This window comes from Streptomyces sp. BR123, assembly GCF_013401435.1.
Lineage (GTDB): Bacteria > Actinomycetota > Actinomycetes > Streptomycetales > Streptomycetaceae > Streptomyces.
The window spans coordinates 1-15794 of record NZ_JACBGN010000167.1 but is presented as its reverse complement, the minus strand read 5'-3'; the positions used below and the strand labels follow the sequence as shown (position 1 = coordinate 15794).

The 15794-nt window shown below is 72.7% G+C and carries 9 protein-coding genes; 3 read left to right on the top strand and 6 right to left on the bottom strand.

Going from position 1 to position 15794, the window contains the following annotated elements; all coding sequences use genetic code 11:
- The first annotated feature begins 1 nt into the window (after position 1).
- Positions 2 to 1324, top strand: coding sequence for a CoA transferase (locus HYE82_RS23365; RefSeq protein ID WP_309144424.1), 1323 nt, complete (start codon positions 2 to 4; stop codon positions 1322 to 1324).
- A gap of 225 nt (positions 1325 to 1549) precedes the next feature.
- On the opposite strand, the gene HYE82_RS23360 is transcribed toward HYE82_RS23365, so the two are convergent.
- The 3 genes from HYE82_RS23360 to gmd form a co-directional block, all read right to left on the bottom strand.
- Positions 1550 to 2227, bottom strand: coding sequence for a hypothetical protein (locus tag HYE82_RS23360; RefSeq protein WP_179176101.1), 678 nt, complete (start codon positions 2225 to 2227; stop codon positions 1550 to 1552).
- A gap of 93 nt (positions 2228 to 2320) precedes the next feature.
- Entirely contained in the window at positions 2321 to 5098 is a 2778-nt protein-coding gene (locus HYE82_RS23355) for a DNRLRE domain-containing protein (protein ID WP_179176100.1), read from the bottom strand.
- Between the two features lie 240 nt (positions 5099 to 5338).
- Entirely contained in the window at positions 5339 to 6352 is a 1014-nt protein-coding gene (gmd, locus tag HYE82_RS23350) for a GDP-mannose 4,6-dehydratase (protein WP_179176099.1), read from the bottom strand.
- A gap of 241 nt (positions 6353 to 6593) precedes the next feature.
- Here gmd and HYE82_RS23345 point away from each other — a divergent pair, with 241 nt between their 5' ends.
- Positions 6594 to 7562, top strand: a complete 969-nt coding sequence (locus HYE82_RS23345) for a GDP-L-fucose synthase (protein ID WP_179176098.1) — start codon at positions 6594 to 6596, stop codon at positions 7560 to 7562.
- Between the two features lie 21 nt (positions 7563 to 7583).
- On the opposite strand, the gene HYE82_RS23340 is transcribed toward HYE82_RS23345, so the two are convergent.
- Entirely contained in the window at positions 7584 to 9062 is a 1479-nt protein-coding gene (locus HYE82_RS23340; protein WP_179176097.1) for a sugar transferase, read from the bottom strand.
- Positions 9063 to 9446: 384 nt separating this feature from the next.
- On the opposite strand from HYE82_RS23340, the gene HYE82_RS23335 reads away from it, so the two are divergent.
- On the top strand, positions 9447 to 11714 hold the full coding sequence (locus HYE82_RS23335) for a M4 family metallopeptidase (protein WP_179176096.1): 2268 nt from the start codon (positions 9447 to 9449) through the stop codon (positions 11712 to 11714).
- 120 nt (positions 11715 to 11834) lie between these two features.
- On the opposite strand, the gene HYE82_RS23330 is transcribed toward HYE82_RS23335, so the two are convergent.
- Both HYE82_RS23330 and glgP read right to left on the bottom strand, forming a co-directional pair.
- Positions 11835 to 12677 carry a hypothetical protein gene (locus tag HYE82_RS23330; protein WP_179176095.1) on the bottom strand — a complete coding sequence of 281 codons (843 nt, stop codon included), beginning with the start codon at positions 12675 to 12677 and terminating at the stop codon, positions 11835 to 11837.
- A gap of 276 nt (positions 12678 to 12953) precedes the next feature.
- A complete protein-coding gene (glgP, locus tag HYE82_RS23325; RefSeq protein ID WP_179176094.1) occupies positions 12954 to 15608 on the bottom strand; it encodes an alpha-glucan family phosphorylase in 2655 nt (884 codons plus the stop codon).
- Between the last annotated feature and the right edge of the window lie 186 nt (positions 15609 to 15794).

Sequence of the window (15794 nt, the reverse complement as noted above, 5' to 3'; positions counted from 1 at the left end):
GGTGGGGTACCGGGGCGCCGGGGCACTGGGCGCGGCCCGGCTGCCGGTGCCCGAACTGGCCCGGGCGACCGTGGGGGTGTGCTCCCTGGCCGCCGCCGAGCTGGCGGCCGTACGGGCGGGAAGGGCGGTGGCGGACCTGCCCGGCCCGGTCGTCGACGAGGGGGCGGTGTCGACCGCGTTCACCAGTGAGCGGCACCTGCGGGTGAACGGGCGGGCCCCGGTGTCCTTCGCGCCGCTGTCCGGCTTCTGGCGCACCGCCGACGGATGGCTGCGCACGCACGCCAACTACCCGCACCACCGGGCCGCGCTGGAACGCGCGCTCGGGGCCGGGGCCGGGGCCGGGGCCGGCGGGCTGACGCCGGAGCGGCTGCGCGCGGAGCTCGCCGCGCGCAAGGCCGTCGAGGTGCAGGAGGCCGTGTACGCGGCGGGCGGGCTGGCGGTGTCCGTGGCTCAGGAGTTCGGGGCACCGCAGCCACTGGTGGAGGTGCGGGAGACCGGCGGGCGCGGGCGGGAGCTAGGGGTGGGCCCGCTGCCCGCCTCGGGGGTGCGGGTCCTCGACCTGACCCGGGTGATCGCCGGACCGGTGGCGACCCGCACGCTCGGGCTGCTCGGCGCCGATGTGCTGCGGATCGACCCGCCCGGGCTGCCGGAGGCGGACGACGCCCACGCCGACACCGGCTTCGGGAAGCGGTCGGCGCGCCTGGACCTCGCCGGCCGGGCGGACCGGGAGGTCTTCGAGGAGCTGCTGGCAGGGGCCGACGTGGTGGTCACGGGATACCGGCCCGGGGCCCTCGACCGGTACGGCCTGGCCGCCGGGGACCTGGTGGCGCGGCGGCCGGGGCTGGTGGTGGCCCAGGTGTGCGCGTGGGGGTGGCACGGCCCGTGGGCGGGGCGGCGGGGCTTCGACTCGCTGGTCCAGGCGGGGTACGGGATCGCCGCGGCCGAGGCCGGCCCCGACGGGGCGCCGGGGGTGCTGCCCGCGCAGGCGCTGGACCACGGGACGGGGTACCTGCTGGCCGCCGGGGTGCTGCGGGCGCTGGCGGACGGCGGCGGGCGGGTGCTGCGGTTCTCGCTGGCCGGGACGGCCTCCTGGCTGGTCCGAGAGGTGCCGCGGCAGCCGTCGGCCTCCGGGCGGGCCGCGGATGCCGCCGACGGGCCCGGCGCGTACGAGCCCGGGCCGTGGCTGCGGGAGACCGCGTCGGCCTACGGCACCCTGCGGCACGCGGCGCCGCCGCTGGCCACGGGTCCGGGCGACTGGCCCGCGGGCCCGTCGCGCTGGGGCACCGACCCTGCCCGCTGGCTCCCGCCCGGCGGCCTGCCGTAGCCGCAGGTCCCGCATCCGGTTTCCGGTCCTGGGGTGTGTGCACGGATGGGCACCACCTTGCTTTCCCTTGCCGCTGCGACGGCTGCCCGCGCCCGGCGGCCCGCTCGCGTGTTCGTCGTCGCGGGATGGCTGCCGCCCCGCGGGAAGGAAGCGCCCCCGCGGGCCCGGTGGTCCGGGGCCGCGGGGGCACTGGTCGTGGTGCGAGGGTGCCGGGCGAGGTGGGGGTTATGCCGGGATCCAGGCGTAGCAGCCGGTGGAGGTGAACTCCGCCGCACCCGCCGGGACCGTGGCCGTGATCTTGTCGCCCGGCTTGGGGGCGGTCTCCGGGCCGGAGGCCAGCACCGCGCCGTCCTTGCCCTTGGCCTGCCAGGTGCAGGCCGCGCCCTGGGCGGTCAGCGCCCGGTAGGTTCCCTGCGCGGGCGCCGGGCGGGTGCCGTCCGGGAAGCCCTTCTCGGCGGCGGCCAGGATCGGCTTCTGCTCCGGGCACAGGTGGTTGATCGCGTTCGTCGCGTCGGGGATCTCGCCGGCGATGACGGCTCCGGTCGCCGCGTCCTTGTCGCGCTTGGCCGTGCGCTCCACCCGCTGGCAGGACTCCTGTCCGGTCTGCAGGAAGGCCGCCGGGTCCATCTTCTCGGGTACGCGGCCGCTGAGGTACTTCCTCTCCTTGTCCGTGAAGCTGCCCGTCTTCGGGGTGAGCTTCGCGTCCGGGAGGACGGGGCCCGTCGGCTTCGCGTCCGGCGAGGGGGGCGTCCCGGTGGCGTCCGCCGGGTCCGGGACCGGCGAGGAGGCCGGCGGTTTGGGCTTGGCGGCCTCGTCGGACCTGCCGTCGCCGCCGGAGCTGCAGGCGGTCAGGGTCAGGGCGGCGGCCAGCAGAACAGCAGCCGCGGCGGAGCGTCGGTACATCAGGAGGGCTCCTGTACTTGCCTGTTGTTCGGGGGAGACGGAGCGAGCGCGGGGCCGGCGTCGGACGGCCGGGCCCCGCGCTCCGCCGTGCGGTTACTTCGGGCCGAAGGTGAGGATCAGCTGCGGAGCGGCGTCCGCGGCGGTCGACTCCTTCGACCACAGCCACAGGGCGTCGGTGCCGGGGCTGGTCAGCGCCACGCCGTAGCTGGTGCCGAGCGCCGCGGTGACGGCGGCGGTGTCGAGCGGGGCGGTGTGCAGGGCCGAGCCGTCCGGGATGGCGGCGAAGCTGCCCAGCGGGGTGGTGCCCACGGCCGGCTTGGTGTTGTAGGAGGTGGTGTCGGCGCTCCAGGTGCCGGTGACCGGGACGACGGAGACGGTGTCGGCGGTGCCGGCCCCGCTCTGGGTGGAGGTCTTGACCTGGAGGGAGGCGGACTTCAGTACCTGTCCGGCCGGGGCGGCCGGCACGTTGAAGCGCAGGTAGGTCTCGTAGCCCGGGTTGCCGCGGACGGCGAGGGAGGTCGCGGCGCCGTTGGCGGCGCTCGGGGCGCCCTGGTTGACGTAGGTGTCCTCGGTCGCGGTGACCTTGGAGACCGTGTCGGAGGGGGCCTTCGCCAGGTCGAAGTGGTTCTTGACCTGGGCCGCGGTGAGCACCTTCGGGTAGACGGCCGTCTCGTCGATCTGGCCGGCGAAGAAGTTGCTGGTGGGGCGGTTCGGCCAGCCGGACAGGTTGTCGCCGCCGACGTGCCAGTAGCCGGCGTACGACGCGGAGTCCGTGACGTTCAGGGTGCCCTTGTTCTGGCCGTCGACGTACAGCGCCATGCCCGCCGGGCCCTGGGTGGCGACGACGTGGTGCCACTTGTTGTCGTTGTAGGTGTCGAGCAGACCGGTGGCGATGGTCTTCGCCGAGCCGCTGTACACGCCGAACACGAGGCGGCCGGTGTTGGTCATGTAGATCTGCTTGTCGAACGAGCTGCTGTTGCGCGTGGTGTTGTTGCCGAAGCCGACGAGCTTGCCGCCGCGCGTGGTGTTCGTCTTGAACCAGGTCTCGATGGTGTACGTGGTCGGGACGGTCTGGCGGTGGTCGCTGTACACCTGCTGGCTGGTGCCGTTGAAGCCCATCGCCGTGCCGGTGCCGCTGAGCGCGCCGGGCGTCTGCCGCAGGGCCGGGGCGCCCACCTGGACGCCGCTGGTGTTGCCGCCGTCGGAGGAGTCGGCCGCGTACGGGCTGACGGTGTCGTCGTAGCGCCAGTACAGCTGGGCGCCGTCGGCGCGGACCTGGGCCGGGTAGGCCTGCTGCGTGGTCGGGACGGTCACGGAGGCGGTGGCCGACAGGGCGCTGGTGTTGCCGGCGGCGTCGGTGGCGGTGACCCGGTAGGTGTAGGACTGGCCGGCCTTGACGGTGGTGTCGGTCCAGGAGGCCTGCGGCCGCTCGAACTCCAGGGACTCGGCGGTCATGGTGTGGACCGGGGTGCTGGAGCCGTTGCGGTAGATGCGGTACGTCAGCTTGCTGTCGTCCGCGTCGTAGCCGGTGCGCCAGCGGACCTGGGCCTCGCCCGGCTTGACGCTGTCGGCGCTGGCGACCGGGGTGGTCGGGGCACCGCGGTCGCCGGTGGAGGCGAAGCGGGTCAGGGCCTGCTGCTCGGCGCCGTTGACGGTGGTGAACTCACCGCCGACCCACATGTACTTCGTGTCGCCCTTCTCCGCGACGGCCATGACGCGCGGGCCGATGCCCTCGCCGATGCCGTCGTTGGTGTCGGGGAACCAGCCGAGCTTGCGCGGGCCGCGCACGAAGCCGTCCACGGGGGCCGGGGCGGTGCCGGTGTGGTCCGTCGGCTGGGCCAGCAGGTGGCGGCGCCTGCCGTCGGGGTACTCCAGCTCGGTGGAGCAGTCGTGCGCGTGGGAGGAGCTGTAGAGGACGCCGTCGTACGGCAGGACCCACTGGGTGGCGCCGAGGCAGCGGTCGCGCCACTTCTCGCCGAAGTCGCTCAGGCGCAGGCCGATGCGGCCGTCGAAGACGCCGCCGCCGGAGCCCTCGTTGGCCGTGTAGAAGCCGTTCGCGTCGGTGGCGATCGACTTGACGACCGAGTTCGACGGGATGTTGCCGTAGGTCTTGGCGACCTTGCCGGTGGCGGCGTCCACCACCGCCAGGGCGTGCGTGTTGGAGCCGTTCACCGAGAAGAAGTCGCCGCCGAGCAGCACGTTCTTGCCGTCCGGGGTGACGGCGATGGCGCGGCCCGGCTCGTCGGCGTTGGCCGTGAAGGGCTTGACCGCACCCGTGCCGGCGTCGACCGCGGCGAACCGCTCGCGGGTCTGGCCCTCGACGGTGTTGAAGTCGCCGGCCGCGTACAGGGTGTCGTCGGAGACGGCGAGGGCCCGCACGGTGGCGGGGAAGCCCGGGTGGAAGGAGGCCTTGGGGCTGCAGCTCTCGATGTCGATCGCGGCGAGGCTGGAGACGGGGGTGCCGTTGACGGCACCGAAGTAGCCGCCTGCGTAGAGGGTCTTGTTGTCCTTGGAGACGACCAGGGTGCGGACGGTCGCCGTGCCTTCGCTGACGGTGAAGGCCAGCTTGCAGGACGTGGGGTTGCCGGTCGCGGCGTCGAGGGCGACGAAGTTCACGGCCTCCTGCTCGGCGCCGGATCCGCCTGTGGGCGGGCGGACCGCAGAGAAGGTGCCGCCGGCGAATACGGTGCCGTTCGCCTGGGCCATCGCGAAGACGACGCCGTTCGGCTGCCACGTCGGCAGGGTGTCGGCGGTGAAGGCCACCGGCGGAGTGATGGCGGACGCCTGCGGCATCAGCACCAGGCCAAGCCCGGTTCCGGCACCGGCCAGTGACAGGACGAGGGCAGCAGTCAGCCCTCTGGATCTACGCATGAGCCCCCCAGGGCAATCGCCCGTTAATGGCTGGAATTATCCGAACAGCCGTATGTACGGACGCAGACTAGGACCCACGCGAGGGCCCGGTCACCTCACTTGACCGTATGCATACCGAATCGGAACGCAGGGTTCAGCGGTGAGGGCGCACCGCGGACACACGGAAGACCGGCCCCGGCCGGCGGTGCAGACATGCGCCAATGACCGGGACACGGCAAATCGTAGGCGAAATACGGGATCTCAGCGATCGATCCGCACCGTTGCTCCCGCCAGCTGGTCCCCGACCTGGCGGACGTCCGCGTCGACCATGATCCGCGCCAGCTCGTCCACCAGTACCGTCGGCTTCCAGCCAAGCAGCTCCTGCGCCTTGGAGGCGTCCCCGATGAGGGCGTCGACCTCGCTCGGGCGCTCGTACTTGGCGTCGTAGCGCACGTGCTCGTTCCAGTCGAGGCCCGCGTGGGCGAAGGAGGCCTCCAGGAACTGGCGCACGGTGGCCGGGACTCCGGTGGCCACGACGTAGTCGGTGGGCTCGTCCTGCTGGAGCATCCGCCACATGGCGTCCACGTACTCGGGGGCGTAGCCCCAGTCGCGGACGGCGTCGAGGTTGCCGAGGTACAGGTGCTCCTGCAGGCCTGCCTTGATGCGGGCGACGGCGCGGGTGATCTTGCGGGTCACGAAGGTCTCGCCGCGGCGCGGGGACTCGTGGTTGAAGAGGATCCCGTTGACCGCGAACATGTCGTACGCCTCGCGGTAGTTCACGGTCGTCCAGTACGCGAACACCTTGGCGGCGCCGTACGGGCTGCGCGGGTGGAACGGGGTCTTCTCGTTCTGCGGCGGCGGCGTGGCGCCGAACATCTCCGAGGACGAGGCCTGGTATATGCGGGTGTCGACGCCGCTCGCCCGGATCGCCTCCAGCAGCCGCAGCGCGCCGAGGCCGGTCACGTCGCCGGTGTAGAGGGGGGCGTCGAAGGAGACGCGCACGTGCGACTGGGCGCCGAGGTTGTAGACCTCGTCGGGCTTGATCTCCCGGAGCAGGTTCACGAGCGCGACGCCGTCGGAAAGGTCGGCGTGGTGCAGGAAGAAGGACCGCCCGGCGGTGTGCGGGTCCTGGTAGACGTGGTCGATCCGCTCGGTGTTGAAGCTGGAGGACCGCCGCACGAGTCCGTGCACCGTGTAGCCCTTGGAGAGCAGAAGCTCGGAGAGGTAGGAGCCGTCCTGCCCGGTGACGCCGGTGATCAGTGCGGTCTTGCCCATGTGGGGTCCCCCCTGGGGATCGTTTCGGTCTGGTGTGCCGAGGCAGGGCCTCGGGGATTCGGCTTCGGGCCGGGGCTGGATGCGTACCGTACACGGGGCGGCGCCAACGGCCGCGTGCGGCGTGCGCGTTGTGCGCACCGTGCGCGCAGCGCCGTCAGGGCGGGCCGCGGCGCGCGGTCCGGACCGCGCGCCGCGGCCCGTGGCCCGCGCCCCGTGGGAGCGGACTGGCATCATCGGCGGTATGACAAGTTCGCTGCCGCTCCTGCCCCCGAACGCCCGTGTCTTCGTCGCGGGCCACCGCGGCCTCGTGGGCTCCGCGGTCGCCCGCCGCCTGACCGCCGGCGGGCACGAGGTGCTCACCCGGGGCCGTGCCGACCTCGACCTGCGCGACGCCGCCGCGACCGAGGCGTACCTGAAGGACGTCCGCCCCGACGCGGTCGTGCTCGCCGCCGCCAAGGTCGGCGGCATCATGGCCAACAGCACGTACCCGGTGCAGTTCCTGGAGGACAACCTCAGGATCCAGCTCAGCGTCATCGGCGGCGCGCACGCCGCCGGCGTCGGCCGGCTGCTGTTCCTGGGCTCGTCCTGCATCTACCCTAAGATGGCCCCGCAGCCCATCACCGAGGACGCGCTGCTGACCGGCCCGCTGGAGCCGACCAACGAGGCGTACGCCCTCGCGAAGATCGCTGGCATCGTCCAGGTCCAGTCGTACCGCAAGCAGTACGGGGCCTCGTACGTCTCGGCGATGCCCACGAACCTCTACGGCCCGGGCGACAACTTCGACCTGGAGTCCTCGCACGTGCTGCCCGCCCTCATCCGGCGGTTCCACGAGGCGGCCGCCGAGGGGCGCGAGGAGGTCACCCTGTGGGGCAGCGGCACCCCGCGCCGCGAGTTCCTGCACGTGGACGACCTGGCGGCGGCCTGTGCGGTACTCCTGGAGCGCTACGACGGGGACGAGCCGGTCAACATCGGCTGCGGTGAGGACCTGACCATCAAGGCGCTGGCCGAGACGGTCGCCGACGTGACCGGCTTCACGGGCCGGCTGGCGTGGGACACCTCCAAGCCGGACGGCACCCCGCGCAAGCTCCTGGACGTCAGCCGCCTGAGCTCGCTGGGCTGGAAGCCGGAGATCGGACTGCGCGACGGCATCGCCGCCACCTACCGGTGGTGGCTCGAACAGGGCAGGGCCGTCGGCAGTACGCGAAGCTGAGCGCACGGGTGCTGCGGCTCCTCAGTACGCTCCGCGGCCGTCGACGACGGCGCGGAGCGTACGGCCCATCACGTCGACGTCACTGGTGAAGGACCAGTTGTCGACGTACTGGAGGTCGAGCTGGATCGTCTCGTCCCAGGAGAGGTCGGACCGGCCGCTGATCTGCCACAGCCCGGTCATGCCCGGCCGCACGGTGAGCCGGCGCAGCTCGACCTCGTCGTAGCGGGCCACCTCCTCCGGCAGCGGCGGGCGCGGCCCGACCAGCGACATCTGCCCCGTCAGCACGTTGAGCAGCTGGGGCAGTTCGTCCAGGGACGTGCGGCGCAGGAGTCGGCCCACCCGGGTCACCCGGGGGTCGCGCCGGATCTTGAACATCAGTCCGTCGTTCTCGTTGGCCCCGGCGAGCTCGGCCCTGAGCCGGTCGGCGTCCACGACCATGGTGCGGAACTTCCACATCGTGAACGGGACGCCGTCGCGGCCGATGCGCTCCTGGCGGTAGAACGCCGGGCCCCGGGATCCGAGGCGGATCGCCAGGACGATGCCGAGGAACAGCGGGGAGAGCAGCAGCAGTCCGATCGCGGCCCCGGCCCGGTCCAGGAGGGACTTGAGCACGGGCTGGACGCCCCGGCTGACGGGCGGTGCGACGCGCAGCACGGCGAGTCCGCCCGCGGACAGGGTCTCCAGCCGCTTGACGGAGACCTCCACCAGCCCGGGGAAGACGGCCAGTTCCAGTCCGGCGTCGTGCAGGGCCCAGGCGATGCGGCGCAGCCGCTCCCCCGCGATGCGCGCTCCGGGGGCGACGAGTACGAGGTCGGCGTGGTGACTGCGGACGGCGCCGAGGACGGCGGTGGCGTCGGCGGCCGGGGCCTCGGAGGCCTGGGCGTCGAGCCGGCCCGCGACGGGCACGCCGCTGTCTACCGGGCCGCTGCCGACCGGGACGACGCCGACGACGACGTAGGGGTGGTCGGTGCGCGCGGCGAGGTGCGAGATGACGGAGTCCGCCGCGGCAGGCTCTCCTATCACCACCACCCTGCTGACGGCCTGTGCCTCTCGGCGCGCCGCCGAGAGATGGCGGTACGTCAGTTTGTGGCAGGCCACGGTGATGAGGAGGGCCGGCAGCAGGGCTCCGAGCGCGGCGAGCCGCGGCGTGCTCTCCCCGGTCACCACGCGGGCGACGGCCAGGACACCGATGAGAACAAGCCAGTCGTGGACGACCGGCAGGACGCCGCGGGACTCGCCGAGCGCGCGGGCCGCGTAACGGCGGCGCACGGCCTGCACCCCGGTCCACGCAAGAGCCGCCCCGACGGCGCAGTACCCCGGTCGCGCCTGCTGGGCTGCGTCGAAGACGAGGCCCACGGGCACGCCTGCTCCGAGGAGGTCGGCGGAGACCGCGGCGGGCAGGTACCAGCGTGCTTTGTCGCCGATCCGCCTCACGGGCGCAGCGGCGAGCTCAGCCGCCGCTCCGGCCACTCTTTGCGCAGGAAAATGGACATGCCTCATGGGCCCCCCTGGCACGTGGTCTATGACACTCGCGCGCGTCCGCGGCTTCCCCAGGCCACGGACATCAGGCGCACCGGGAAACAGTACGACAAACACTCTTAAGACAAGTACCGAACCCCGGAACAGGGACCCTTGTTGTCCAAGCGCGAGCAGGCGGCACCAGTTGTTCCGGATTTCCGGCGTGTTACGGGCGCACGCGAAGGTGAATGGTCCGGATACCGGATACGTCGCCTCGGTCAACGAACCGTTTCCGGCCAACCTTTTGACGCGACCCTGACATTACAGCGCCCAGGTGGCACTCTTCGATCCGTTCATCGCACCGACCTGCTGTGCCCGGCGGCCCACCCAGCCGTCCGGAACCCCCCTTGCAGAAGGAGTCCTGCGTTGAGTCCCACCCCCCACAGGCGTGTCACCGCGGCCGGCGCACTCGTCGCCGCTGCCGCGCTGCTCGCCGTCGGCATCCAGGCCGGCACCGCATCCGCAGAGGCCACCGCCTCCCAGGGCAGCACCTCCGCGAAGTCCAACCCGGGGGCCTCCCCGCTCCAGCTCAGCCCCTCCGAGCGTGCGACGCTCATCGCCGACGCCAACTCGACCACCGCGCAGGCGGCGAAGGCGCTCGGCCTCGGCGGGCAGGAGAAGCTGGTCGTCCGTGATGTCGTCAAGGACGCCGACGGCACCACGCACACCACCTACGAGCGCACGTACGACGGACTCCCCGTGCTCGGCGGCGACCTGACGGTCCATGCCAAGGGCGGCGTCACCAAGAGCGTCACCAAGGCCACCCAGCACGAGATCAAGGTGGCCGACACCGACGCGGCGGTCACCCCGGCCGCCGCCGAGGACCAGGCCGTCTCGGCGGCGAAGGACGCCGGCTCCAAGGAGGCCAAGCCCTCCAAGAACGCCCGCAAGGTGATCTGGGCGGCCGAGGGCGCGCCCGTCCTCGCCTACGAGACCGTCATCGGCGGCCTCCAGCACGACGGCACCCCCAACGAGCTGCACGTGGTCACCCACGCCAAGACCGGCGCGAAGATCACCGAGTGGCAGGCCGTCGAGACCGGCACCGGCAACACCATGTACAGCGGCCAGGTCAACCTCGGCACCTCGCAGTCGGGCGGCACCTACACGCTGACCGACGCCAACCGCGGCAGCCACAAGACGTACAACCTCAACCGGGGCAGCTCCGGCACCGGCACCCTCTTCTCCGGACCGGACGACATCTGGGGCAACAACCAGCCCTCCAACCTGGAGACGGCCGGCGCCGACGCGCACTACGGCGCCGCGGTCACGTGGGACTACTACAAGAACGTCCACGGCCGCAACGGCCTGCGCAACGACGGCGTCGCCCCGTACAGCCGCGTCCACTACGGCAGCAACTACGTCAACGCGTTCTGGAGCGACTCCTGCTTCTGCATGACGTACGGCGACGGCGAGGGCAACGCCAAGCCCCTCACCTCCACCGACGTCGCCGCGCACGAGATGACCCACGGCCTGACCTCGGTCACCGGCAACATGACGTACAGCGGCGAGCCCGGCGGCCTCAACGAGGCCACCTCCGACATCATGGCGGCCGCGGTCGAGTTCTACGCCAACAACCCCGCCGACCCGGGCGACTACCTCGTCGGCGAGAAGATCGACATCAACGGCGACGGCACCCCGCTGCGCTACATGGACAAGCCGAGCAAGGACGGCTCCTCCAAGGACGCCTGGTACTCGGGCCTCGGCTCGATCGACGTCCACTACTCCTCGGGCCCGGCCAACCACTGGTACTACCTGGCCTCCGAGGGCTCCGGCGCCAAGGTCATCAACGGCGTGAGCTACGACTCGCCGACCTCCGACGGCCTCCCGGTCACGCCCATCGGCCGCGACGCCGCCTCGAAGATCTGGTTCCGCGCGCTGACCGTCGGCTACTTCAAGTCGAACACCAACTACGCGGCCGCCCGTACGGCGACCCTCCAGGCCGCCGCCGACCTCTACGGCGCCGGCTCGGCCACGTACAACAACACCGCCAACGCCTGGGCGGCCATCAACGTCGGCTCCCGCATCAACGACGGCGTGACGGTCACCCAGATCGCGAACCAGAACACCGTCGTCAACACCGCGGTCAGCCTCCAGGTCCAGGCCACCAGCACCAACCCGGGCGCCCTGGGCTACGCGGCGACCGGCCTGCCGGCCGGCCTGTCGATCAACGCCTCGACCGGTCTGATCTCCGGTACGGCGACCACCGCGGGCACGTCCAACGTGACGGTGACGGTGACCGACTCCGCCAACAAGTCGGGCACGGCCTCCTTCACCTGGACCGTCGGAACCGGCCAGCAGAACGTCTTCGAGAACACGAACGACTACCAGATCGCGGACAACGCGACCGTCGAGTCCCCGATCACGGTGACCCGCACGGGCAACGCGCCGAGCACCCTCAAGGTGGACGTGAACATCGTCCACACCTACGTCGGCGACCTCCGCGTCGACCTCGTCGCCCCCGACGGCAGCGTGTACAACCTGCGCAACCGCTCGGGCGGCAGCGCGGACAACATCGTCCAGAGCTTCACCGTGAACGCCTCCTCCGAGGCCGCGAACGGTGTCTGGAAGCTCCGCGTGGCGGACCTCGCCAGCCTCGACACCGGTTACATCAACAGCTGGAAGCTGACCTTCTGATCCCTCGGGACACAGGGTGAGGCACGACGGCTGACACAGCGCGGGGCCGTCCGGGAGAGAACCTCCCGGACGGCCCTGTGCCATGCTGCGGGGCCGGGCGCGCGGGCCGGCTCCCGATGATCAGGGGATGCTGCGGAAGACGGCGTCGAACATGTCGGGCTGCCCCTCGTGGTGCTCCTCCGGCATGTCCTGCGCCATGTCCGGGCCCTGCTCCTGCCTCTCCTGCTGCTCGGGCATCTCCTGCCGCTCCTCCGCCGGAGGCTGCTCCTGCTGCCGCTGCTCGTCCTGCCGCTCGTGCTCCTCGCGCCGCTGCTCCTCCTGCTGCCGCTGCTCGTCCTGCTGCCACTGCTCGTCCTGCCGCTGGTGCTCCTCGCGCCGCTGCTCCTCCTGCTGCCGCTGCTCGTCCTGCCGCCCCTGCTCCTCGCGCCGCTGCTCCTCCTGCCGCTGCTCCTCCGGGGCAGGTCCGTCCTGCGGCTCGGGCCCGTCCTCCTCCGGGAGCACGGCCGGCTGCGCGGCGCCCATGACGGCGTGCTCGGGGCGGCTGGCGCTGTCGAAGCCCTCGTGGCCGTCGAAGTGGCTGTCGCCGAACGGGTCGTGCTTGTCGTCCTTGTCCACATGGACCGGAGTGAAGACCACCGACCGGACCGCGACGTCGTAGACGACGTCCTTCGGCTCCAGCACCCGCTCCGGGCGGCCGTTGCAGCCGTCCTCCGTGAAGAGCGTGGCCCGCGACTTGGTGTCGTTGCGCACGGCGGTGGCCGGTTCGCGGCGCGAGGTGCCGGTCAGCTCGTAGCAGGTGTCGTTGTCGGCCGGACGGATCTGCCGGCGCTCGCCGTCGACGATGTAGTCCAGCCGGCCGAGGTGGGGCCGGTCGTCGAAGTCGTCGGCCATCGAGGGCCCGGCCAGCGGCACGGCGAGGGCAAAGGCTCCGAGGAACGCCACGGCAGCGGTGCGAAGACGCATGGGAAAGCAGTCCGTTCTGTGGGGGCTGGATGCCGGTCCGGTGGCATCCAGCGGGCAGCGTAGGAGCGGTGACCACTGCTGAATCGGTTCGGCATGCGCGGCGTGCTCGCAGGTTCACCCGCCCGGCACGCCCCGCAACCCCCATCCGGCAGGCGCCGGGTGCCGCGGTGGGCGCCGCGTCCACGGCCGTCTCCGTCCCCCGCCCGGCGGAACACCGCGGGGCGGGCGCCCGGTGGACCGGCCGCCCGCCCCCTGCCGTGGGGCCCTGCGGGGCCGCTACCGCATCAGTACGCCGCCCTGCGGGCCGCCCTCACCCCCCGCATCGGTGTCCACGGGGGCCGCGACCAGTCCCAGTTCGGCCGGCGAGGCCAGCATCGGGTGTGAGGGGAGCATCCGCACGGTGTAGCCGAAGGGGCCGGTGCGGTCGAGGGCGAGCGGGCCCTCGTACACCCAGCGCCCCTCCAGGTCCGGCCCGGCGGCCGGCTTGAGGGGGAAGGACCGCCCGTCGCGGATCACGTCCTGCGGATCCACCCGGCCCGCGACGGCATGCACTTCCACGTCCTCGGGCGCGAGGGCGTCCAGCGCGACCAGCACGCGCAGGGTGAGGGTGGCCCCCAGTTCCGCGGTGCCGTTCACGGGAGCCGCGGCGAGCGCCTCCACGTGCTCGACGGCGACCTTGGGCCAAGCGGCCCTCACCCGCCCCTTCCACCAGGCGAGGTCACGTGCCGCCGCGTCGTCCAGGGCCCGGTGGGCGCGGGCGGCCGGCGTGTACAGCCGCTCCACGTACTCGCGGACCATGCGCCCGGCGAGGACCTTGGGCCCGAGCGAGACGAGGGTGCGGCGGACCATCTCGATCCACCGCACCGGCAGTCCGCTGCGGTCCGCGCGGTCGTAGAAGCGGGGCGCGACCCGCTCCTCGATCAGCTCGTAGAGGCCGGCCGCCTCCAGGTCGTCGCGCCGCTCCTCGTCGGCGCCGATCCCGTCGGCGGTCGGGATGGCCCAGCCGAAATCGGGCTCGAACCACTCGTCCCACCAGCCGTCTCGCACGGACAGGTTGAGGCAGCCGTTGAGCGCGGCCTTCATCCCGCTGGTGCCGCACGCCTCCAGCGGGCGGAGGGGGTTGTTCAGCCAGACGTCGCAGCCCGGGTAGAGCTTCTGCGCCATGGCCATGCCGTAGTCGGGCAGGAACACGATCCGGTGGCGCACGCGCGGGTCGTCGGAGAACCGGACCAGCTCCTGCACCAGCCGCTTCCCGCCGTCGTCGGCGGGGTGGGCCTTGCCCGCGACGACGATCTGCACCGGCCGGTCGGGGTGCAGCAGCAGCCGGCGCAGCCGCTCGGGGTCGCGCAGCATCAGCGTGAGCCGCTTGTAGGAGGGGACGCGCCGGGCGAAGCCGATGGTGAGGACGTCCGGGTCGAGGACGGAGTCCACCCAGCCGAGTTCGGCGTCGGCGGCCCCGCGCTGAAGCCAGGACGCCCGCAGCCGTTCGCGGACCTCCAGCACCAGCTGTTCGCGCAGCCCCCGCCGCAGGTCCCAGATGTCCTGGTCGGCGATGTCGGCGACGGCGTCCCAGCGCCGGGAGCCGCCCACGGAGAGGGCGTCCTCGGTACGGACGGCGCCGGCCTGGCGGGCCCCGAGCCGGATCACCTCGGGGGCGACCCAGGTCGGGGCGTGCACCCCGTTGGTCACGGAGGTGATGGGCACGTCGGCCGGGTCGAAGCCCGGCCACAGCCCGGCGAACATGCTGCGGCTGACGGCCCCGTGCAGGGTGGAGACGCCGTTGGCGCGCTGGGCCAGCCGCAGCCCCATCACCGCCATGTTGAACACCCCGGGGTCGCCGCCCGGGTAGGACTCGGCGCCCAGCTCCAGGATCCGCTCGACGGGTACGCCGTCCAGCTCGCCGCCGGGTCCGAAGTGGCGGGCGACCAGTGCGCGGTCGAAGCGGTCGATGCCGGCGGGCACGGGGGTGTGGGTGGTGAACACGGTTCCGGCCCGGACCGCCTCCAGGGCGGCGTCGAAGCCGAAGCCCCGCTCGCCGTCGAGTTCCCTCATGCGTTCGAGGCCGAGGAAGCCGGCGTGTCCCTCGTTCGTGTGGAACACCTCGGGGGCGGGATGACCGGTGAGCGCGCAGTACGTCCGTACCGCGCGGACTCCGCCGATGCCGAGGAGCATCTCCTGGAGCAGCCGGTGGTCGCTGCCGCCCCCGTAGAGCCGGTCGGTCACCTCGCGGGCCCCGCAGTCGTTGTCCTCGACGTCCGAGTCGAGGAGCAGCAGCGGGACCCGGCCCACACGGGCCTGCCAGATGTGCGCGTGCAGGGCGCGGCCGCCGGGCAGGGAGAGGGTGACGCGGGCCGGCGCCCCTTCGGCGTCCCGCACCAGGGACAGGGGCAGTTCGTTGGGGTCGAGGACGGGGTAGTGCTCCTGCTGCCAGCCGTCCCGGGACAGGGACTGGCGGAAGTAGCCGTGCCGGTACAGCAGTCCCACGCCGATGAGGGGGACGCCGAGGTCACTGGCGGCCTTGAGGTGGTCCCCGGCGAGGATGCCGAGGCCGCCGGAGTACTGGGGCAGGGCGGCGGTGATCCCGAACTCGGGCGAGAAGTAGGCGATGGCGGCGGGGAGGTCGGCCCCGCCGTCGTGGGTCTGGTACCACCTGGCGCCGTGGACGTAGTCGTCGAGGTCGGCGGCGGCGACGGCGAGCCGGCGCAGGAAGCGCCGGTCGCCCGCCAGTTCCTGCAGGCGGGCGGCGGATGCGGAGCCGAGCAGGCGGACGGGGTCGCCGCCCGCCGCCTGCCAGCCCTCGGGGTCGACGGATCGGAAGAGTTCGCGGGTCTCCGTGTGCCACGACCAGCGCAGGTTGCGCGCGAGGCCGGCGAGCGGCAGCAGCGGTTCGGGGAGTACGGGGCGTACGGTGAATCGACGAATTGCCTTCACGCGTTCCACCTTCGCAGGCAAGTACGGATCGGAGCGGCCGCACCACGCTGTGCGACCGCGCAACACCCCCGGAAGGCTATCCCCGCCCCGCCGGGGACTGCCACGGTGCCGCCCGGGGCCGCCGCGCTGGGCGCTCGGGTCCGCCGCGCGCGGCTGCGCGGGCGGCCGGGGCGGGCAGGCGGGCGG

What these genes read in the sequence shown, in the direction of transcription:
- HYE82_RS23360 (WP_179176101.1), bottom strand. Translation starts at nt 2,227, where the DNA reads ATGTACCGACGCTCCGCCGCGGCTGCTGTTCTGCTGGCCGCCGCCCTG.
- HYE82_RS23355 (WP_179176100.1), bottom strand. Translation starts at nt 5,098, where the DNA reads ATGCGTAGATCCAGAGGGCTGACTGCTGCCCTCGTCCTGTCACTGGCC.
- gmd (WP_179176099.1), bottom strand. Translation starts at nt 6,352, where the DNA reads ATGGGCAAGACCGCACTGATCACCGGCGTCACCGGGCAGGACGGCTCC.
- HYE82_RS23345 (WP_179176098.1), top strand. Translation starts at nt 6,594, where the DNA reads ATGACAAGTTCGCTGCCGCTCCTGCCCCCGAACGCCCGTGTCTTCGTC.
- HYE82_RS23340 (WP_179176097.1), bottom strand. Translation starts at nt 9,062, where the DNA reads ATGAGGCATGTCCATTTTCCTGCGCAAAGAGTGGCCGGAGCGGCGGCT.
- HYE82_RS23330 (WP_179176095.1), bottom strand. Translation starts at nt 12,677, where the DNA reads ATGCGTCTTCGCACCGCTGCCGTGGCGTTCCTCGGAGCCTTTGCCCTC.